This is a genomic window from Bradyrhizobium sp. Leaf396, assembly GCF_001424605.1.
Taxonomy (GTDB): Bacteria; Pseudomonadota; Alphaproteobacteria; order Rhizobiales; family Xanthobacteraceae; genus Bradyrhizobium; species Bradyrhizobium japonicum_C.
In genome coordinates this window covers 1-17,850 of sequence record NZ_LMQJ01000036.1, presented here as the reverse complement: position 1 = coordinate 17,850, position 17,850 = coordinate 1, and the positions used below count along the sequence as shown (strand labels likewise).

The window sequence follows — 17,850 nt, the reverse complement described above, 5'->3', positions numbered from 1 at the left end:
GAGGAGACGCAATGAACAGATCAATCGTTGCGATCACGGCGCTGGCTCTGATGAGCGGCGCCGCATCGGCAGAAGCCATGGAAAAGACCGGCAAGACGGCATCCGGCGAGACCTGCAAGGTCACGGTCGAGAAGCATGCCGACGGCAGCATCACCGCGGCCGGCTCGTCGCGTTCGGGCACGACCGGATCCACCTCGTCGAGCGGCTCGCTGTCGAGCTCGAGCTCGGCCGGCGGATCGTCGGTGAATGTGCAGGCCGGCGGCGGCAGCGTATCGAGCTCCTCGTCGACGGCGGGCGGGCCTGGCTCCACCAGCGCCAGCACCATCACCGTCAACGGCTGCACGATCTCGACCTCGTCACCTTAACTTCGTAGAGGATTGAAACATGAGAACTCTGCTTACGACATCGGCGGTCGCAGTTCTGCTCGCTGCCGCTTCACCCGTGGTGGCGCAGACCAGCATCACCGGCGGAAGCGGCGGATCGGCGGCAGCAGGCGGCACTTCGGCCTCGACGGTTGGTACTGGCGGCACGTCCACGTCAGGCACCGGCCGTACCGGCTCGTCGATCGCGGCCGGCGGAAGCGCCGCTGCAGCGAGCGGCAAGACCCAGACCGGCGTCAGCATGAACAAGGGCAATGGCCCCGTGCTCAACTCCAACGCCCGCGCACAGGCTCATGACGGCGGCACCTTCAGCCGCTCGCACACGCGCACCAAGGTCAAGGCCGGTGAACAAGTCGGCTCGACCACCAAGACGATGTCGCACGTACCGGGCTCAAAGCCGACCATGTCGAGAACGACGACGACCGCGCGCTAGGACCTCGCGACCTGCTGCCCGAGCTGCTCGGGCAGCACCTTTCCGCGATTCGTTCTAGTCGGCACGCAGGCTGCGGCTGATCCGCGTGACGACGGCGTCCCAGCGCCGCTTCTCGGCCGCGGGATAATTGATCAGCACGCAGTGCACATAGCCCCGAGAAAAGTTGCAGCGGTTGTACCAGATCTTGTCGCGCTTGACGCTGGAGACCACGAAGAAGCTCGGCGTAATGCGCTTGTAGATAATTCCGGACGGCGGATTCTTGCCGGCCAGGAATGCGGCCGGCGAAAGCCTGGACCTGTTGGAGATGGCCTGTACGGTGAGATCGGCTCTGCCGTCGGACGTGCGAAACTGCAGGCCATAGCCGTCGGGCTTGCCGACGATGTCGGTGAAGACCGAAGCGGGAATGTCGACCGATGTTCCGGTCTCGGCGATCCGGTAGGTTGTCCAGCTTTCCGCCCGCGCTCCGGACAGGCTGGCAAGCAGCACGATGGTCGCCGCAGCCGTGGTCTTCATGGTCCGCCTCATCAGTTGCGCGGCATCAGTTGCAGCTCCATCAAGGCGATCCGTTGCAGGTCGGCGACGTTGCGTTCGCCGGCACTTGCGGTGCGCAGGATGGATTCGGCGAGGGCGTTGACGTGCGACGAATGCACGGGTTCCGGCAGGCTCGCGACGGCAGCTTCCAGGGCTCGCGTCATGATCTCGATCACCTCGGGAGAGAATTCGGCGTTGGAAAAGTTCTTCATCGCGCAAAACCGGTCGCCTTGTGCGGGACCGCAAGGTCAACGCCGGGAAAAACTCGACGTTCCTGCGGCCCGGCGACACACCGGTACGCTATGTCACGGGCTGGTAGCCGGTGAGCTGGGCAAGCGCGGCATCCTCGACGGCAACGGTCCGCATCCTCACATCGCTGCCGATGACGAGGCCAGCGAGCGAGAGCATCAGCCCGAGCGCGAGCGGCGCAAACAAGGCCTCTTCCTGAAACAATCCGTTGAGCAGAACGACCATGACGCCGAAGCCGGCGAGCCCCTGCGTCAGATATCCAGACGAGGCGTAGAGGCGCCAGGCCTTGAGGGCCACCGTGAAATAGAACGCGAGCGGCACGAAGGCGGCAATGCCCATCTGGTACAACAGGACGCCGACCGCACTCTCGACCGCGCCATCGATCGTCCCGGCCGCCTGCGCGGCACTCCAGTCGATCGAGAAATAGCTCTCCGAGAGATTGCCGCCGACGCCGAGACCCCGGCCGAACGGATTCTCCAGGAATCCGTTCAGGCCGCCCATCAGGCCGATGACGTGATAGTCGCCGATCTGCAGGCCGATCCGGATCGCGACGACTGCGAATGCGATCAGGCCCAGGAGGCCGAGCAACAGCGTCACCACGGCGCCGAGCAGACGGGTCGATATCCAGCCCGCGACTACGAAGACCACGACGATGAGCGCTCCCTTCACGCTGCAGAAGACCAGCAGGGGCAATGCAGCGAGGGCAAGGAGCGGCCGGCCCACCGAGAACAGGAACAGGCCGAGAAAGCCGATCCCGTAGGCGAAGCTGATCGGGTGCATGTTCGGGCCGTGAATGCGCAGCATCTTCGACAGGCCGAATCCTTCGAGCAGCGGCGTGTTCAGGAAGTCGAAGCTGAAACGGTCCTTGAGGTCGACGGGCACGTTTCCGGTGGCGCGCATCTGGGCTTCCCAAACCCCCGAATGGGTCGCCTTGAGCTCGTCGAAGCCCCAGAAGGTGTAGCCATTGGTGATGGCGAGCCAGACATCGCGGAATGCGAGCTCCACGTAACCGCACAGCATGAGGATGACGGCGAGCGTCGCCAGGAACGGCGTGATCCGCACCTCATAGGTCGCAGCCGTGAGGAGCGACAATTGAAACAGAAACAGCGGAAGCACGATGTTGCGCAGATAGACCGCGGCCGCCTGTCCGGTCTGGCCGAAGCCGATCGCGAAGTACAGCGACACCACCGCCAGGGTGACGACGCCGAAGCGCATGATCCGGTTCACTTCGGCCGACTGATTCCTCTGGCCGAGCAGGTAGAGGGCGAACGTGGCGAGCCACATGACGGAGCAGACGAGAAAATTGTAGCCCTTGATGAAGTCGAGATCGGACGGAAGCGGGACCAGCGGCGACAGGATCGAGACGAACATGTTCTGGAAGAACAGGACGAAGATCGCGATGGCCGGCGCATAGGTCGGCACGCTGACGACAATCGCGATGCCGACGAGGACCTCGACCGTGATGGCGAGGGCCGGATTGGCCAGGTGCAGAACCGGAGCAAAGCCGATCGTTGCCGTGGCGATGCAGAAGGTCGGAACCAGCTCCCGCCAGGCCGGCGGCGCTGTCGCGGCCTGCACGCTCCGACCATCCGGTGAGTTGCGGGCACTCATCGATCATCCTTTGACATCGCGCGGGGCACGATAGCGGGGCGAAGCGTAAGGATCCGTTAACGATAGCGCCGTGCGGCGGGAGCGCGGGGCGTGCCGAGCAGCGCCCGCATCACGTCGGGATCGGGCCTGCCCGTTTGGCTGTCGACCAGGCCGAAGCCCTGCGCCAGCTCCCAATGCGCCCAGCCCCAGCAATGGTCGCGGGCATAGGCTGTGACCTCCGCCAGCCAGCGAAGCCGGCTCTCCCTGGGCGCGCCGGCTTTCAACACGCCGAACTCGTTGACGATGATCGGCCGTGAGAATTGCTGCTGCCAGGCGAGGGCGGGCGCGAGCCAGCGATCGGCGCCCGGCTTGTCCTTGGCGGCGGCAATCGCCGTGTCGAGCATGGCGAGCGCCTTGGTCGCATTCCTGTCCTGCAAGTCCTGGCGAAGCGCCTGCACGGCCGGATCGTCGGCCCTGATCGGATAAGGCAGGTCGCGGATGTCGTGCAGCGGATCGTGCGCGTCCCAATGGCCCTGATGGGTGAACACCATCGGATCGTAGAAATGGATGGCGTAGACGATGTTCGGGTCGGCCAGCGGACGAAATCGGGGCAGCGAATCCGCACGCTGCCAGTTGACCGGGCCGATGATGAGCGTGGTGGCCGGCAGCAATCGCCGGACGAACGCGGCAAGCGCCTCGACCTCCCTTTGCCACCTGTCCGCCTCGATATCCGGCTCGTTGAGCAGCTCGGCGAAGATGCGATCGGGCGGAAAAGACCGGATGACCTGCGCCAGAGCACTCCAGGCCTCCTGCAGCTCGTGCACCGCCGCGTCCGGATCATCCTTGTGCAGGCGGTTGAAGCGCTCTCCCGGATGAAGATCGACGGAGGTGGAATAGCCCAGCGATGTGAGCTGCTTCAACGCGTTGTCGAGCACGCGCAGCGTCTCGTCGCGGTCGGCCTTCGCCGCGAAACGCGGCATCACGCGTTCGGCCGGCACGGGCAAGCGGACATGGCCCATTCCCGCCTTGCGCAGCTGCTGCAGCAAGGCGCGGCTGGGCGGCGCGCCGTTGATCCAGCCGTCGGCATTGAAGCCGCGAGACAGCGCGGCAAGCCGCTCGGGCGCAACCGTCGAGGGCAAGGGCACGCAATCGTCGGCGGAGACCGGCCGGCTCAATGAAATCGACAGCAACACCGCCGCGAACAGCAGGCGACCGCAAGATGTCATTGTCAAACCGCAAGACCCAATGCGCCGCCCTCGGGCTGAGGCGCCGCTGAGCCCGCAGGGACGTGATTGACGACGATGCCGGTCGGCACGCCAGCACATTTCGACAGCGACGCGGTTACCCTGCGCATCGCGGCCGAACCGAGCTCGCCGGCGCGCGCGACCAGGACGATGACGTCCGCATGGGCGGCCAGGGCGATGGCGTCGGGCTGCAAGGCGAGATCGCTGGCGTGCACGACGATCAGGTCGAACTCCGAGCGGATGTCGTCCTCGGGCGCCGCATCCGGCTTTCGGCCGGCACTCAGAAGCTCGTCGATGGATTGAAGTCCCGCCGTGGTCGAACCGTCGTGCCATTCGGTCACCGGGGGCTGGCTGCCTGCGAATTCCGGCTGGAGCCGGATCAGCACGCTCATCATGCCGCGCTTCACCGCGGCGCGGTTGAGAGAGCGGGCAACGGTATTGCCGCCGGCGCTCTTGCCAACCGACAGCACCAGCGCGACCTTGCAGCCGCGTACCGGCAAACGGTCGATGCGTTCGAGCAGCGGCTGCAGATGCGGGGCGAGATCGGGCTCGCCCGCGGCGGCGACAGGTCGCTGCCAGACCGTGTTGGTCCCGGCTGCGGACGCCAGCTCGGGAATCCGGACCCAGACCGGAAGGCTGGGCATCGCCTCGGTCTGGCGCACGGCTGCGGCCGGAGGATGAACTTCCTGACCTGCGTCCTCCGCTTCCACGGGAGCAGGAGCCTGCACGGTCGCGGGCTTGTCGGCGGACACGCTCGTCATCACCGCAACGGCAGCGGTGGACGTCAGGAGCGAGCCGATCGCCAATGCTGCGAGCAACAAGGCAAGCGGCGGGCGCGTCGAACGCAGCGGCGGAATGGCGGGCGAGGCGATCTTGGTCTGGGACGCCTGCAGCTGACGCTGCTCGTTGGTGGTCTTGAAGCGCGACAGGAACTGCTCGTAGATGTTCCTGTTGGCATCGGCATCGCGCTGCAGCTCCTGCAGCTTCACCAGCGCCTGGCCGTCGACCAGCATCTTGGTCTCGACCGCCTTGAGCTGCTTCTCCAGCGCGTTCTGCTGCTCACGCTGGGCCTCATATTCGGACTTGGCCGTCTCGATATTCTTCTTCCGCTCGATCTCGATCTGCCGGTTGATGTCCGCCAGCTGGCTGTAGGAGATCGCGAGGTCGGGATGGCGGTCGCCATACACCGCCTTCTTCTGGGCGATCTGGTCATTCAGGGCCGAGCGCTGCGCGCGCAGCATGCTGAGCAGATCCTGCTTCACAGGCCCTTCGACATTGGCCTTGACGTCGCGTTGCACCTGGTCGTAGCGCGCCTTGGCCTCCTCGGTGCGCGCACGAGCGGCCGAGACCTGCTGGGTCAGATCGGTCACGCGCAATTGCTGCGTCGTGGATTCCTTGCCGGCATTGACGATGTTGTGCTCGAGCCGGAAGGCGGCGACCGCATCTTCCGATGCCCGCAGGCGCTCGCTCAGCGTCTTCAGCCGGTCCTTCAGCCAGTCGGCGGCCTCGTCCGTCGCCTCGGTGCGAACGCGGCCCTGGCTGGCAACGAACGCCTCGGCGATGGCGTTGGCATAGTAGGCGGCCCGGTCCGGCCGATTCGACGTGAAGGAAATCGCAATGACGTAGGTGAGCCCGCGCCGGGTGATCTCGAGGCGGTTGCGGAATCTTTCGAGCAGGCGCGTCATGTCGGTATGACCGCCCGCGATATCCTCATCGTCAGCGATCTTGAGCCGTTCGATCAGGGGGCGGAGGAAGCCGTCGGATTTGGCGATCTCGATCTGGCTCTGAAGCGCCGCCGCATCCTGGCCGATGCCCGGCAGCACCTCCTGATCCGAGGTCACGCGCAGCTCGCGGGGATCGAGCACGACCAGAGCCGTCGCGGCGTAGCGGACCGGAAGAATCATCAGAACGACGACGCCGAGGGCGAACAGCGCCGCGGCCAGCGTCAAAATGCGCCGGCCATTCTCGCGCAGAAAGACGAGTGTGCCGGAGACGGTCAGCGATCCCTTGATCAGCGCCGGCCCGGTGCCGCCCGGCGCCGGGGTCACAGCCCGCGGCGCTTCCCACGAAGCCGCTTGCTCCGTCGGGGCGATGCTTCGCGGAGATGCGCGGCTACCGAACGCCATGGGGTTGGACTCGAAATCAACTGACTGTCATAGCTCAAAGGCTTGTTACACCGTAAATATCCATGGTTAACCGGCGGTTACGGCCGCAGCAGGAAGCTATCATGGAGCGCCGCCCGGCCATGCCGGTGGCGGCGGCAGTTCGGCGGACCGGAAGGAGACGGCTTGCGCAAGCCCTCGCGCGGATCGCATCTTGCGTGCGACCCAGCCTCTCCCGCAGGGAGAGCTGACAACTCAGCTGATGTTCAGGAGTATCCGTCCCGACGTGCCGCTGCGCATCAAGTCGAGCGCGTCGTTGATGTCATCGAGCGCGAACTCGTGGGTGACGATGCCGCGGTAGCTCACCTTTCCGGCATCGCTCAGGCGAACAAGGCGCGGGATATCGCGTGCAGGCTGGCACTGGCCGCCTTCGGAGCCCTTCAGCACCTTCTCGAAGTGCAATGGCAGGGTGTAGATTTCGGCCTTCTCGCGGGGAACGCCGACCAGGATGCAGCGGCCTTTCTTGGCCGTGATCTCGTAGGCGAGCTCGATCAGATTCTTGACGCCGGTGGTCTCGACGACCTTGTCGGGTCCGTCGGCACCAGTGATGGACCGAACCTCGGCGGCCACATCCTTCGCCCCTTCGGAGTTGATGGTGTGGGTGGCGCCGAAATCCTTTGCCATCGCCAGCTTGTTGTCGAGGCGGTCGACCGCAATGACCGGATGGGCGCCGACCATCGCGGCGAATTGCACGATGTTCAAGCCGACGCCGCCGACGCCGAACACGACCACAGCTTCGCCGATGGCGATTTGCGCATCGTTGTTGACGACGCCGAGCGCGGTCGTCACGGCGCAGCCGAGCAGCGGCGCGCTGGTGCGATCGATCGAGGCGGGAACGGGCGTGACGCGGTTTTCCGACACCACGGCATATTCATTGAAGGTGGTGACCCAGCCCGCGTTGAGCCGCTTGCCGCGCCAGGAATAGACCGGCGTGTTGGACTGGATGCCCTTGCCCGGCCGCCAATGCATGACGACGGTGTCGCCCTGCTTGCAGGAGACGACGCCGGGTCCGGTTTCGACGATCGTTGCCAGCGCCTCGTGGCCCAAAAGGTGCGGCAGGAACTTGTCGACGCCCTTGACGGCATCGATCTCGTTGATCTGCGCGCCGCATATGCTCGACGTGTGGACGTGCGCGAGCACCTGGCCGTGCTCGAGCGTCTCGGGCAAATTGAACTCGTCGACGATCAGCGGCTTGCCGGACTCGACGAGAATGGCCGCCTTGGCAGTCTTGATGTCCATCGCTCGCGCCCGGTCACTCGAAATAGATGAATTCGTAATCGCCGGTGTAGCCGAGCTTGCCGTACAGCCAGATCCATTCCGAGGTGTGCAGGATCGACTCCGCCGTCAACGCCCAGCATTCGAGATTGTGCAGCTCGGCGACGTTGCGGTAGCCCTCGACCATGACGTATTTGTTCTTGCCAACCCGCTCGATTTCCTTGAGCGCCGCCTCGAGCTCGTAGAGCCGGAGATTGTGCAGCGTTCCGAGCGAGATGACGAGATCGAAGCTGTCGTCGCCGTAGGGATAGATGTCCTGGGCGCGATAATTGAAGAGGTACGGCTTCACCTGCTCGTGGGCATTGGCGAGACCGTGCTTGGAAATGTCGAAGCCGACGACCTTCAGGCCCGGCAGGATCTTCTGCATCTCGTACAGCAAGAAGCCCTTGCCGCAGCCGACGTCGAGCACACTGGACCCATCCTTCAGGCCGTAGGTCTCGATCAGCGCCTTCGCGACCGGGGCCCAGCGCCCCTCGATGAAGCGGTAGCCGCCGTAGCCGAAACGGCGGTCGCCATCCCAATAATCGGCCTCGTATTCCCGCGCCTTCAGCGAGCAGCCGATCTTGTCGTCATTCATGCGAGCCATGTAGTCGCGCTTGGTCGCGGTATGCAGCGGCGTCACAATATTCAGAAGTCGTCCCATCGAGCCCTCGGATTTCATCACGCGCTGAAGTTGTCTTGACTGGCCTGGGGAGCCTCGCACGTGACTGCGACTCGCCCTAGCATTTGTGGCGGAGATGCTCATTGTTTCAGATCAATGATGTGGAAACCGTGCGACAGCGCCGGCTTCGGGCGGCACAAGTCCCGTCGCCGGCGTCCACTGAAGCCGCATGGAACGGGAATGCGCGGGACAGCGTTCGGCTCGCAGGGAGTCCCGCCATGCCGACCAAACCGACCATCGCCCGCATCTGGCGCGGCCGCACCCGCCGCGATCTGGCCGACGCCTACCAGGCCTATCTGCAGGCCGAGGGCATTCCGCCGCTGCTCGAGACCGCACTTGGGGTGCAACAATTGCGCGAGGACCGCGACGCGGAGACCTGGTTCACGACCATCTCTGATTGGGCGGACATCGCCGCGATGACGGCCTTCACCAGGGGCGAGCCGACCAAGGTCCATCATCTCCCGCGCGACCCGGAATTCCTGATCGAGCTGCCTGAGCGCATCGAGATCCACCACATTCTGATCGACGAACAGGGCCTGCGGTGAAGGGCTGATGCTCACATTGTTCCACCTGCATCTTACGACCGGTTTCATTATCTGCGGACGTCTGACGCTCGCCCGGCGCCGGAGGAACGGAGCGGGCGAGCCGCCGTTACTCATGCATCCTCACCAATAGGGAAGCCCGACATGACCATTCGTAGAACTTTCATTGCTCTCGCGGCCGCTGGAGCGATGCTCTCGACGGCTGCCTCACCCGGGCTTGCGGCGCCTTTGCCGATCGGAAATCCGGGCGCCGAATCCGGCGTGCAGCAGGTGCAGTACCGGCATGGACATGGCTACCGGTACGGGCACCATCACCGCCGTCACGGCACCGGCGCTGCCGTCCTCGGCGGCCTCGCTGCGGGCGCGATCATCGGCGGTGCAATCGCCAACAGCCAGGCTCAGTCCAATGCCGCCTCCTACTGTGCGCAGCGCTATCGCTCCTACGATCCCGGCTCGGGAACCTACCTAGGCCGCGACGGTCTCCGCCATCCGTGCCCATGACGCACGCATGAGCCTGCGGCAGCCCTCGCGTCCGCGAGAGGCTGCCGACATTCATCACGCGGCCAGCGTGTCTTGATTCCACGCTCTCTTGCGTTGTACGTTCGGGCCATGATGTTCATCACCACATTCTTCCCGCTGATCTGAACGACAGAACGTCGTTCCGGCGCAGCTGCGCCAATCAGATCAAACGGCTGCGCTCAATGCGGCGGCCAAACGGAGAATGTGCAATGTCGCAGACCGAAGAGGCTGGCCTGACGCCTGGTCAGGTCCAGAATTTCATCGCCGACGGTTTCGTCAAGATCGAGAACGCCTTCAGCGCCGAGCTTGCAAAGCAATGCAGGGACGCGCTGTGGGCGGATATCGGCCTGTCGCCGGACCGTCCCGAGCAGTGGACCCGCCCCGTGGTCCGGGTGGGATCCAAGGCGTCACCCCCATTCATCGAAGCTGCGAATGTGGCGTCGCTCCACAGAGCCTACGATCAACTCGTGGGCGAAGGGCGTTGGCTTGCGCCCAGAGGGCTTGGAACGTTTCCGATCCGCTTTCCGTCGACGGAATCCCCCGGTGATGACGGCTGGCATGTGGACATGAGTTTTGGCACCGCCGATCCGGACTTCATGGAATGGCGCGCCAATGTCAAAAGCAGCGGCCGTGCGCTGCTGATGCTCTTCCTGCTCTCGGATGTCGGCGCCGATGATGCGCCAACGCGGATCCGGAAAGGCTCGCATGCCACGATCGCGCGGGAGCTGCTGCCCCATGGCGACGCAGGTGCAACCCTCCGGCAGCTCGCTTCCGAGAACTGGGCATCGACGAAAGATTGCAAGATCGAGCTGGCGACGGGGGCGGCAGGCAGCGTCTATCTGTGCCACCCGTTCCTTGTCCATGCCGCGCAACCGCACCGAGGGACACGGCCGCGCTTCATGGCACAACCGCCGCTGCTGCCGAAAGGCGAGTTCGATCCGGCATTGCCACCGTCGCCGGTCCAGATCGCGATCCGGCAGGCCTGCGGGCTGACGGTGTAGGTGGCGGCATCAGGGACGGAACGGCGGGAGGTTGACGCTGATCTGCGGCGGCGGAAATGCGTCAGTCAGCCCGCCCCCTTACAGCTTTCCACGTCTGTCACCGCCCCTGATATTCGGCCCAGCAATCCGCCGTTTCGTAGACCCGGACCGCCGATAGCTGCGGAAGGCTCGGCTGCAATCGATCCCAGATCCAGACCGCGATGTTCTCGGCGGTCGGGTTCTCGAGTCCTTCGACTTCGTTGAGGCAGTGATGGTCCAGCGCGCCCATGATGTCGGCGAAGCATTTTTCGATGTCGAAGAAGTCCGCGACGAAGCCGGTGTGCGGGTCCACCGGACCGTCCAGCTGGACCTCGACCCGATAGGAATGACCATGCAGCCGGCTGCACCGGTGTGTCTCGGGCACGTTTGGCAGCCGATGCGCCGCCTCGAACTTGAACGCCTGCGATATCCTCATCCAGCTCCCCACACGGCGTGGCCAACCGGTCTCGGGCCGGGCTGGCGACCAGATGCTGCCTTGTCCTGACCTTCCGCCGAAGAATGGCGCGCCACTCAGAACAAAACTACGAATTTATATGTAATTGAAGTCGCAGTCTAATTCTACTCTTCTTGAGCGCACCAGTTGCTTAGGGGGGACGCCTTTCGTCCGTCGGGAGTTCGAGTCGGGGCGCGCTACCGCCTTTCCTCACCCCGGCGGAGCCAATGATACATCAACCAATCTTCTGCGCAGGCAGCTCGTCGAAAGCTGCTTCACGTGTTCAGCGAGAGGAAGGGGATAGTCGTGAGCAGGTCATGCGAAGCAGGTGGTATCAATCTTGGCCATTGAAGCAGGTGGTATCAATCTTGGCCTTTATCGGCACGTCCGCGCGGCTGCGGCGCGGCGATGGCTGATCTGAGGTCGTTCTCTTTGGCTCCGAACCCAAAATGGTGTCCAGGAAAGGATTGGGGCCAAATCCATCGAATTGCAGCAAAAACAACTACTTATTAAGTCCGCTCGTTTATCGTTTGTACCACTGGGCTGTGCTTCTGTCGACACTGCTCAGATCGCCACGCCGCGCGCTCTGCTAAGCGGGGCCGACCAGCAGACAGTCCCCGGTAGTCTAGACGAATGCGCCCCTATGCTCCGTTAGCACGGGATCGACGCCCAGCGGATCGCTCCGCGGGCCGCCAAAGTGCCGACTTCATCGCCGCCATGAGGCGGACCAGAAGAGCCGGGAATTGCCGTTCCGTACGCACGCCAGCCACTGATGACCAGTGTTTTTCCTATCCCGGCTCAAACCATAATTTGCGAACCTTGCGGCCTTAGCAAACCTGCAGCGAGGGAGATGGTTTTTATCCAAATCCGCCTGGTTCGCGCCATGTATTGCGACTGGTCTGCTCTCATGAGCGGACCAGTTCCTGATCCACGCGGAAGGACAGCTAAGGGCCAATAGCCGATTTTCACTCGCGTCCACTCCTCTCAGGACAGAGAAGCGGACTCCTCCAATTTCGGCCAGGGTACGAAGGGATGGCTTCCGAGAAACAGCGATGGAAGCGGCTGCCGCAACAGCGCCTCCGAAAGGGCTAACTGATTGCGCCCTCGGGCAATCATCTCTGCTTCGAATGATGCAACGAGGCGCCGGCGATTGATATGGTCGGTCATGATCTTGAGCGTGCCCAACACAGCGCGTCTCCCTCGAGTAGCAGGCGGGAGCGCGAACATCTCTCAGGCACCGACGCCTACGGGCAGAGCCTCAGCCGGTGACAGAGGGAAACTAACACAGATTAATTTGGTTCCACAGCCGTTTGGCGTCACGGCTGGCGGTTGCCGCGACGAGCCTTGCTTTCCGCCCGCTCCATGGCACTTTCGAGGACAGCGCGCCTGAGCTCCGATCGCTCAAATCCGCACTCTTCAACGAGCAGATGGCGCTCGCGCTGGAGTGCCTGGCTATCTGCAATGGCGCGTCTGGCGCGATCTGCGAGTTCGTCCACGCCGCAGAGCGTGCGCCTATTGCAGCGCATCTCCAATAACTTGAATTAGCAATTCTCCCTCAGGCGAGGCCCACCACTCGTTGGGAAATGGCTCCAGCGGAATCTCGACTTGGTTGTCGTTCGCAGGGTGCGGGAGCGGAATACGGCCAGTACGCGATAGCAGGCTCCCGCTCATCCCAGTAGCGGCGAAAAGACAGCGCGATTGCCTTCCATGACAGGCGTTGTTGGACTGGTGGGCGCTCCCCGCTAGAGCAGATGAGTCTCCGTTGACGGCGCCGGCTCTTCAGCTCCATATTGTCGAAAGTAGGTTGTCGAGCTCTTGAGAAGCCGGATGACGCTGTCGGATCGCGTGAAGTCGACTATGGAAGTCGTGTTGGAAGAGACGTGCCGTGAGCTTCCGAACGGCGGTGACCATGAGAGCCGGAAGGTCATTGCTGAACAGCTTCTTGCAGTTGCCGAAGCGGGGCACACCACCCTGGAGGAGCTGCGGGCTGCTGCGCTGCGTGTATTCCCCAGCGCAGCAAAGATCACTCGACAATAGAAGCCATTGGAGACGGCTTGTGGCTTCGGTGCTGCTTGTTGAGGATGAAGCACTCATCCAGATGATGATAGCCGACGTGCTCGCAGAGCTGGGCCACACCGTTGTGGCCGAAGCCAGTGATCTGGCCACCGCCCTGGAGCTCGCCAACAACGCCAATATGATTGCGCTGTGGTGGATGTTTTGCTTGGCCGCACTAGCAGGTCGCGGCGGTCCTCGCCGAGCGTAAGATCCCGTTCGCCTTTGCGAGTGGCTACGGGGCTGACGGAATGCCGGACGGATTTCAGGATCGCCCGCTTCTCACCAAACCTTTTCAGATAGATCAGCTCGAACGCTGTAAAGCCAGGCTTGTGGATCGAGGGTGAATGCGGAACGGCTAGCAAACAAGGACGTTGCGAAAGTACCTTTGAAGTTGGGGTCATTCGCGATGCCGCGCTATTGCCTCAATGTTACTCACGAACACACGGAGGTTGATCGCATCGGCGAGGAATTGCCGGACAAGCACGCGGCGTGGAAAGAAGCGACCGTAGTGGCGGGGCAGACGCTGCAGGGTATTGATGGAAAGCTGGTGCCCGGCAGGAATGGCGGATGGAGGTCTGACGAGTTTCAAAACACTCCCTTTATCCTGCACATCAACGCCGAGAAGCCGGACTGATGGATCGAGCGACCTGGTGGTGGAATGAAGTGCTTGATCCGTGGCGGGCTTAGGAACGCGATAGAAGCGTCCGCAACTTTTCATTCAATTGGTCTATGGAGAAGGGCTTACCAATCGCGGGGGCACCCTTGAACTCCTCGTCGAGGGGGGGTGCCCCGTAGCCCGTGCTGAATAGGAACGGAATCCCCCGCTCGCGTAAGACGCGAGCCACCGGGAAAACAAGCTCTCCAGCCAAGTTGACATCCAGAAGGGCCAGATCGAATGAGCCGGTCGTCGCCAACTCGCATGCCGTATTGAGATGAGCCGCAGAGGCAACAACCTTAAGGCCCAATTCCTCCAGCATGTCTTCGATCATAAGGGCGACCAAGCCCTCGTCCTCGACGAGGAGAACCCTGGCGGCCGATACTTCAGACATTGGTGGACGTGACCCTAATGGGAAACTTCATGCGGCAGCGCGTACCCTCCGCCTCGAACACCAGGTCGAACTCGCCGGCGAGATCATGTTCGACGCAACGCTCCATCAGCCGCGTGCCGAACCCGCGCCGCTTAGGTGGCGCAACCGGGGGACCTCCGCGTTCGCTCCATTCGCATGCTAACATGAATTGAGCCCGTTCGCCGTCGACGACCCTCCAGACGAGCGACACGGATCCACCCGGTACAGATAGGGAGCCGTACTTTGCCGCGTTCGTCAAAAGCTCGTTGAGCACCATGGTGACGCTTAGCGCCGTGCGCGCGTCTAGATGGACGTTCGGCCCGCCCGTGACAACCCGACCGCCGGAGACCGGCGCGACGATATCGTGGACCATTTGCTCGAACGGGGCATCTTGCCAATTTCGTCTTGTCAGAAGGTCATGGGCACGCGCGAGGGCCAACAGCCGTCCTGTAAAAGTCGGCAGAAATTCCTGCAGATCGGCAGCATGGCGGGCGGTCTGGCTCGCGAGGGACTGTACAGTGGCAAGCGTATTTTTGACACGGTGGTTCAGCTCGTCGATGAGCACCTTCTGGGCATTCTCTGCCAGCTTACGCTCACTGATGTCGACGAGCATGTTGATGGCGCCGACCAAGTTTCCGTCCGCGTCGCGCAGCGGCGTCGGATAAGGAATGAAAGGCACGCGTTTGCCGTCCGGACGCTCGGCAATGGCCTCCGCCCCGCGAACCGAGCGATTTTCACGCAGCGCGACAGCCATTGGACATTCATCGTGCGGCAGAGGCGAACCGTCGGGCCAATAGAGTTTCCAGGTTACGCACCATTCATCGCCAGGCTGGGGGGTTCTACCCGCCATCTCGACCGCGGCGCGATTGAAGAAATTGATCCGGCCCTCTGCATCGGTGGTGTAGATCGCCGCGGGCAGAGCCTCAAGGAGATCGCGCATGCGCTGCTCGCCTTCACGCAGTCGATCCTCCAGCTGCTTTGTGGCGGTGACGTCCTGGGCAACACGCACGCCATAGAGGAAGCGACCACTCGGGTCGCGCACCGACGAACTCGATATATCGAGATGGCGTACCGAGCCGTCGGGCCGCAGAGCACGCTTGCGGATCGTGTAGTTCTCGACCTCGCCGCGCACCTGAGCTGCATAGAGTTCGGCGTCCTTTGCCCGGTCATCCGGATCGGTGTAGTCGAGGAACGTCATTCTGAGCAATTCATCGCGTGAGCGCCCAGTTATTCCACAAAGTGCATCGTTCACCCGCAAGAAGCGGCCGCTCTCGTCTGCCTCCGATATGCCGACGATTGCAGCCTCGTACGTTGCCGCAAGTCGGGCATCACTGGCCTGCCGTGCTTCGTTGGCAGCCTGCAATTCCGTGACGTCGAGGGTGAAGCAACGTGTGTTGACGAACTTGCCGTCGACAAATCGGCTGTTTGACGTAATCAGTACATGCTTCACCGAGCCGTCGCGCGCCCGCAACCGCGCGGGATAACGTTCGAGCGGCTGGCCGCAGGAAAGGCGCTGAAGGATGTCGCCGATCACGGGAGCGTCCGCATGAAACTCCGCGATGTGACGGCCAATGTACTCCTCTGGGCTGTACCCGAGCAGAGCCAGCTCGGCTCTGTTTGCACGAAGGATGATGCCTTCGCCGCTGACGATATGAAGACCGACCGCGCTGTTCTCGAAGAAGTCCTCCAGGTCCCGCGTTTTCTGTCGAACCTCTTCTTCGATCCGCTTTCGTTCAGTGATGTCTTGAAAGCAGTTGATGGCGCCCTGGATGACGCCCGAGTGGTCGCGCAACGCTCGGATGTTGACCAGGGCCGTAAAGCGAGAGCCGTCCGGCCGCGCCATGATGACTTCGGCGTTGCGCGTGGGCGTTCCAGCCCGAACCGCCGTGGCCATGGGACAATCGCTGTGGGCCAGCGGACTTCCGTCGAGAAGGTAGAGTTGGTGCGAACCGCAGAATCGTTCCTTTCTGGCAGGGTTGGGGGTCCTGCCCCACAATTGCACCGCCTCGGTGTTGTAGGCGACCAGCAATCCCTCGGCATCGCAAAGGTAAACCGCCCCAGGAATGGCATCCAGCGCGGCTTGGCCGGCTGCCACCAGCGCCTCGAACTCCGTCGGTTGACGACGGGAGGAGAGCGGAAATTCCTCGACATTGGACATAGGGTAAGCTCTCGGGGCGAGAGGAGGCCCAACGCCGGGCCGCTGTTCGGGAGGAGATTGGCAGACACCCCCGTTGGCCAGCCAACAAGCCAGAACGCCTAAGAACGTCGATGGTTCCCTTCTACCTCAACGGCTGGGCGATGGGTAGGCACCCACTGAAGCTTTGACCATCGACCCTCGGTCTTGAGGGCAGGCTGTGAGTTCCAATGCTCGTTCCGCGGAGGAACCTAAGTCGAACGTCGCGCGTTGGATGTCAAGACTGCCAGGCGGGGGAGTTCGGGGAGATTCCGTTATGCGGCGCCGCATCAAGCAATCCATTCCTTTTAGTCAGCGGCTCGCGGATGAAGCTGCAAAATTTCGGAAAGCCGCTGAAGAGTTGCCGCCCGGCACTACACGAGAGCTGCTGATGAAGCGGGTTAGGCAGGCTGAAGCCGCACTGCAAATCAATGACTGGCTGGCCACGCCCGGCTCAGCGCCACCCTCTGCGCTTGAGCAACTCAACGCGAGAACGACGCGCGACATCCCATGAAGCTGCACGGTGGTGACCTCAAGGGACCGGAATGTGACTACGCAGCGAAAGTCGTCGCATCCCGGCGCTGGAATGAGTCAGGCCGATGCGGATAAGCGCGTCGAAGACGTCCTGACTCCAGTGAAGGCTGATATTGATACCGCGCGCAAGGCAATAGCGTCTCTTGCCTTCTGGCTGACTGCAGCACTGCCTCGCGGCGACGAGGGCGGCAGTCTCCGTGATAGTACCCGGCATCTGCGGCATTGAAATCAAGGAAGATACCGCGCCCATTCTGCTTTGGCTGATCGGAATCCCGATCCCCCTGAGAGCTGCATCCAAACGAGAGAATTGCGTCGTCAGGGCGGCTGGTTGTGCGGAAGCGGAGTTGGTCACTTCTCGTCGAGTATCTTCCGGACTTTCTCGGCCAATGCCCGAAAGGTAAACGGCTTGCTGATGAGATTGACGCCGGCAACGAGGCGGCCGTCGTGGACTATTGCATTGCGCGTGTAGCCTGTTGTGAATAGAACCTTGGTCGCGGGATGCAGCCTCTTTGCGTGATCAGCAATGTTTTTGCCGTGAAGCCTATCCGGCAGAACAACATCGGTAAAAAGCAGATCAATGGACCGAGAGGATTCAAGAAGAGCTAGAGCTGACGCCGCATCGGCCGCTTCAAACACTTGGTATCCGAGGTCACGGAGAACTCCGCAGGAATACGCCCGCAAGTCGTCATGGCTTCGACAACCAATATAGCTTCGTTGCCACCTAACATTGTTACAGTCGGTGAAAGGCGGTTTACCTGCTTATCGGCGGCGTCGGTCTGGGATCGAGGAAGATAGATCTTAACCGCTGTGCCATGACCCAATTCACTATAGATCCTGATGTGCCCTCCCGTTTGTCGGACGAAGTGGTCTGAGCCCCTCGCTTCATCCAGCAATGGAAAGAGTCCCGGTTGAATATGAGCCCAAGGGGCTCGGTGAAGCAACGGGGCGGGGCGCGGAGCCCT

21 protein-coding genes are annotated in these 17,850 nt (G+C 62.7%); 9 read left to right on the top strand and 12 right to left on the bottom strand.

The genetic code is table 11. The features are described 5' to 3' along the window. The first annotated feature begins 11 nt into the window (after window positions 1–11). A complete protein-coding gene (locus ASG57_RS26700) occupies window positions 12–365 on the top strand; it encodes a hypothetical protein (protein ID WP_057198267.1) in 354 nt (117 codons plus the stop codon). Window positions 366–384: 19 nt separating this feature from the next. Continuing rightward, window positions 385–813, top strand: a complete 429-nt coding sequence (locus tag ASG57_RS26695) for a hypothetical protein (RefSeq protein ID WP_057198265.1) — start codon at window positions 385–387, stop codon at window positions 811–813. Between the two features lie 54 nt (window positions 814–867). Here the strand turns inward: ASG57_RS26695 and ASG57_RS26690 are convergent, their stop codons facing one another. The 7 genes from ASG57_RS26690 to ASG57_RS26660 all read right to left on the bottom strand — a co-directional run bounded on the left by ASG57_RS26690 (window position 868) and on the right by ASG57_RS26660 (window position 8,507). After that, window positions 868–1,326 carry a hypothetical protein gene (locus ASG57_RS26690; protein WP_057198319.1) on the bottom strand — a complete coding sequence of 153 codons (459 nt, stop codon included), beginning with the start codon at window positions 1,324–1,326 and terminating at the stop codon, window positions 868–870. A gap of 11 nt (window positions 1,327–1,337) precedes the next feature. After that, window positions 1,338–1,556: a hypothetical protein gene (locus ASG57_RS26685; protein ID WP_024337192.1), complete on the bottom strand. Its 219-nt coding sequence runs from the start codon at window positions 1,554–1,556 to the stop codon at window positions 1,338–1,340. A gap of 88 nt (window positions 1,557–1,644) precedes the next feature. Continuing rightward, the gene (locus tag ASG57_RS26680; RefSeq protein ID WP_082529048.1) at window positions 1,645–3,204 is read right to left on the bottom strand and encodes a hypothetical protein; all 1,560 of its coding nucleotides are present in this window, start codon (window positions 3,202–3,204) and stop codon (window positions 1,645–1,647) included. Window positions 3,205–3,260: 56 nt separating this feature from the next. Next, a complete protein-coding gene (locus tag ASG57_RS26675) occupies window positions 3,261–4,409 on the bottom strand; it encodes a glycoside hydrolase family 5 protein (protein WP_024337190.1) in 1,149 nt (382 codons plus the stop codon). Between the two features lie 2 nt (window positions 4,410–4,411). After that, on the bottom strand, window positions 4,412–6,553 hold the full coding sequence (locus ASG57_RS26670) for a GumC family protein (RefSeq protein WP_024337189.1): 2,142 nt from the start codon (window positions 6,551–6,553) through the stop codon (window positions 4,412–4,414). A 231-nt stretch (window positions 6,554–6,784) separates the two neighbouring features. After that, window positions 6,785–7,828, bottom strand: coding sequence for a zinc-binding dehydrogenase (locus ASG57_RS26665; RefSeq protein ID WP_024337188.1), 1,044 nt, complete (start codon window positions 7,826–7,828; stop codon window positions 6,785–6,787). Between the two features lie 13 nt (window positions 7,829–7,841). Next, window positions 7,842–8,507, bottom strand: coding sequence for a class I SAM-dependent methyltransferase (locus ASG57_RS26660; protein WP_057198317.1), 666 nt, complete (start codon window positions 8,505–8,507; stop codon window positions 7,842–7,844). A gap of 236 nt (window positions 8,508–8,743) precedes the next feature. Here ASG57_RS26660 and ASG57_RS26655 point away from each other — a divergent pair, with 236 nt between their 5' ends. The 3 genes from ASG57_RS26655 to ASG57_RS26645 all read left to right on the top strand — a co-directional run bounded on the left by ASG57_RS26655 (window position 8,744) and on the right by ASG57_RS26645 (window position 10,587). Continuing rightward, entirely contained in the window at window positions 8,744–9,070 is a 327-nt protein-coding gene (locus tag ASG57_RS26655; protein WP_057198261.1) for a hypothetical protein, read from the top strand. Between the two features lie 141 nt (window positions 9,071–9,211). Then, entirely contained in the window at window positions 9,212–9,568 is a 357-nt protein-coding gene (locus ASG57_RS26650) for a BA14K family protein (RefSeq protein ID WP_024337185.1), read from the top strand. A 227-nt stretch (window positions 9,569–9,795) separates the two neighbouring features. After that, window positions 9,796–10,587, top strand: a complete 792-nt coding sequence (locus tag ASG57_RS26645) for a phytanoyl-CoA dioxygenase family protein (protein ID WP_057198259.1) — start codon at window positions 9,796–9,798, stop codon at window positions 10,585–10,587. A gap of 97 nt (window positions 10,588–10,684) precedes the next feature. On the opposite strand, the gene queD is transcribed toward ASG57_RS26645, so the two are convergent. Further along, window positions 10,685–11,041, bottom strand: a complete 357-nt coding sequence (queD, locus tag ASG57_RS26640; RefSeq protein ID WP_057198256.1) for a 6-carboxytetrahydropterin synthase QueD — start codon at window positions 11,039–11,041, stop codon at window positions 10,685–10,687. A 1,002-nt stretch (window positions 11,042–12,043) separates the two neighbouring features. Continuing rightward, complete coding sequence (locus tag ASG57_RS26635) at window positions 12,044–12,244, bottom strand: hypothetical protein (protein WP_024343201.1); 201 nt, start codon at window positions 12,242–12,244, stop codon at window positions 12,044–12,046. Window positions 12,245–12,886: 642 nt separating this feature from the next. Here ASG57_RS26635 and ASG57_RS26625 point away from each other — a divergent pair. The 3 genes from ASG57_RS26625 (at window position 12,887) to ASG57_RS26615 (ending at window position 13,748) form a co-directional block, all read left to right on the top strand. Next, window positions 12,887–13,096, top strand: a complete 210-nt coding sequence (locus ASG57_RS26625) for a hypothetical protein (protein ID WP_024343203.1) — start codon at window positions 12,887–12,889, stop codon at window positions 13,094–13,096. A gap of 19 nt (window positions 13,097–13,115) precedes the next feature. Beyond that, on the top strand, window positions 13,116–13,322 hold the full coding sequence (locus ASG57_RS39450) for a response regulator (RefSeq protein WP_051160783.1): 207 nt from the start codon (window positions 13,116–13,118) through the stop codon (window positions 13,320–13,322). Between the two features lie 132 nt (window positions 13,323–13,454). Next, window positions 13,455–13,748 carry a DUF6894 family protein gene (locus ASG57_RS26615; protein WP_230646536.1) on the top strand — a complete coding sequence of 98 codons (294 nt, stop codon included), beginning with the start codon at window positions 13,455–13,457 and terminating at the stop codon, window positions 13,746–13,748. A gap of 49 nt (window positions 13,749–13,797) precedes the next feature. On the opposite strand, the gene ASG57_RS26610 is transcribed toward ASG57_RS26615, so the two are convergent. After that, a complete protein-coding gene (locus tag ASG57_RS26610; RefSeq protein WP_024343205.1) occupies window positions 13,798–14,163 on the bottom strand; it encodes a response regulator in 366 nt (121 codons plus the stop codon). Further along, the gene (locus ASG57_RS26605; protein WP_024343206.1) at window positions 14,156–16,339 is read right to left on the bottom strand and encodes a PAS domain-containing sensor histidine kinase; all 2,184 of its coding nucleotides are present in this window, start codon (window positions 16,337–16,339) and stop codon (window positions 14,156–14,158) included. The genes ASG57_RS26610 and ASG57_RS26605 overlap by 8 nt, the downstream gene beginning before the upstream one ends. A 292-nt stretch (window positions 16,340–16,631) precedes the next feature. Between ASG57_RS26605 and ASG57_RS26600 the strand changes: the two genes are divergently transcribed. After that, a complete protein-coding gene (locus tag ASG57_RS26600) occupies window positions 16,632–16,868 on the top strand; it encodes a hypothetical protein (RefSeq protein ID WP_024343207.1) in 237 nt (78 codons plus the stop codon). 368 nt (window positions 16,869–17,236) lie between these two features. On the opposite strand, the gene ASG57_RS26590 is transcribed toward ASG57_RS26600, so the two are convergent. After that, window positions 17,237–17,524, bottom strand: a complete 288-nt coding sequence (locus ASG57_RS26590; RefSeq protein WP_051350491.1) for a response regulator — start codon at window positions 17,522–17,524, stop codon at window positions 17,237–17,239. Window positions 17,525–17,850: the final 326 nt, after the last annotated feature.

What these genes read in the sequence shown, in the direction of transcription:
- ASG57_RS26650 (WP_024337185.1), top strand. Translation starts at nt 9,212, where the DNA reads ATGACCATTCGTAGAACTTTCATTGCTCTCGCGGCCGCTGGAGCGATG.
- ASG57_RS26645 (WP_057198259.1), top strand. Translation starts at nt 9,796, where the DNA reads ATGTCGCAGACCGAAGAGGCTGGCCTGACGCCTGGTCAGGTCCAGAAT.
- ASG57_RS26680 (WP_082529048.1), bottom strand. Translation starts at nt 3,204, where the DNA reads ATGAGTGCCCGCAACTCACCGGATGGTCGGAGCGTGCAGGCCGCGACA.
- ASG57_RS26685 (WP_024337192.1), bottom strand. Translation starts at nt 1,556, where the DNA reads ATGAAGAACTTTTCCAACGCCGAATTCTCTCCCGAGGTGATCGAGATC.
- ASG57_RS26660 (WP_057198317.1), bottom strand. Translation starts at nt 8,507, where the DNA reads ATGGGACGACTTCTGAATATTGTGACGCCGCTGCATACCGCGACCAAG.
- ASG57_RS26675 (WP_024337190.1), bottom strand. Translation starts at nt 4,409, where the DNA reads ATGACATCTTGCGGTCGCCTGCTGTTCGCGGCGGTGTTGCTGTCGATT.
- ASG57_RS26670 (WP_024337189.1), bottom strand. Translation starts at nt 6,553, where the DNA reads ATGGCGTTCGGTAGCCGCGCATCTCCGCGAAGCATCGCCCCGACGGAG.
- ASG57_RS26700 (WP_057198267.1), top strand. Translation starts at nt 12, where the DNA reads ATGAACAGATCAATCGTTGCGATCACGGCGCTGGCTCTGATGAGCGGC.
- ASG57_RS26605 (WP_024343206.1), bottom strand. Translation starts at nt 16,339, where the DNA reads ATGTCCAATGTCGAGGAATTTCCGCTCTCCTCCCGTCGTCAACCGACG.
- ASG57_RS26665 (WP_024337188.1), bottom strand. Translation starts at nt 7,828, where the DNA reads ATGGACATCAAGACTGCCAAGGCGGCCATTCTCGTCGAGTCCGGCAAG.
- ASG57_RS26625 (WP_024343203.1), top strand. Translation starts at nt 12,887, where the DNA reads ATGACGCTGTCGGATCGCGTGAAGTCGACTATGGAAGTCGTGTTGGAA.
- queD (WP_057198256.1), bottom strand. Translation starts at nt 11,041, where the DNA reads ATGAGGATATCGCAGGCGTTCAAGTTCGAGGCGGCGCATCGGCTGCCA.
- ASG57_RS26600 (WP_024343207.1), top strand. Translation starts at nt 16,632, where the DNA reads ATGCGGCGCCGCATCAAGCAATCCATTCCTTTTAGTCAGCGGCTCGCG.
- ASG57_RS26690 (WP_057198319.1), bottom strand. Translation starts at nt 1,326, where the DNA reads ATGAAGACCACGGCTGCGGCGACCATCGTGCTGCTTGCCAGCCTGTCC.
- ASG57_RS26655 (WP_057198261.1), top strand. Translation starts at nt 8,744, where the DNA reads ATGCCGACCAAACCGACCATCGCCCGCATCTGGCGCGGCCGCACCCGC.
- ASG57_RS26610 (WP_024343205.1), bottom strand. Translation starts at nt 14,163, where the DNA reads ATGTCTGAAGTATCGGCCGCCAGGGTTCTCCTCGTCGAGGACGAGGGC.
- ASG57_RS26695 (WP_057198265.1), top strand. Translation starts at nt 385, where the DNA reads ATGAGAACTCTGCTTACGACATCGGCGGTCGCAGTTCTGCTCGCTGCC.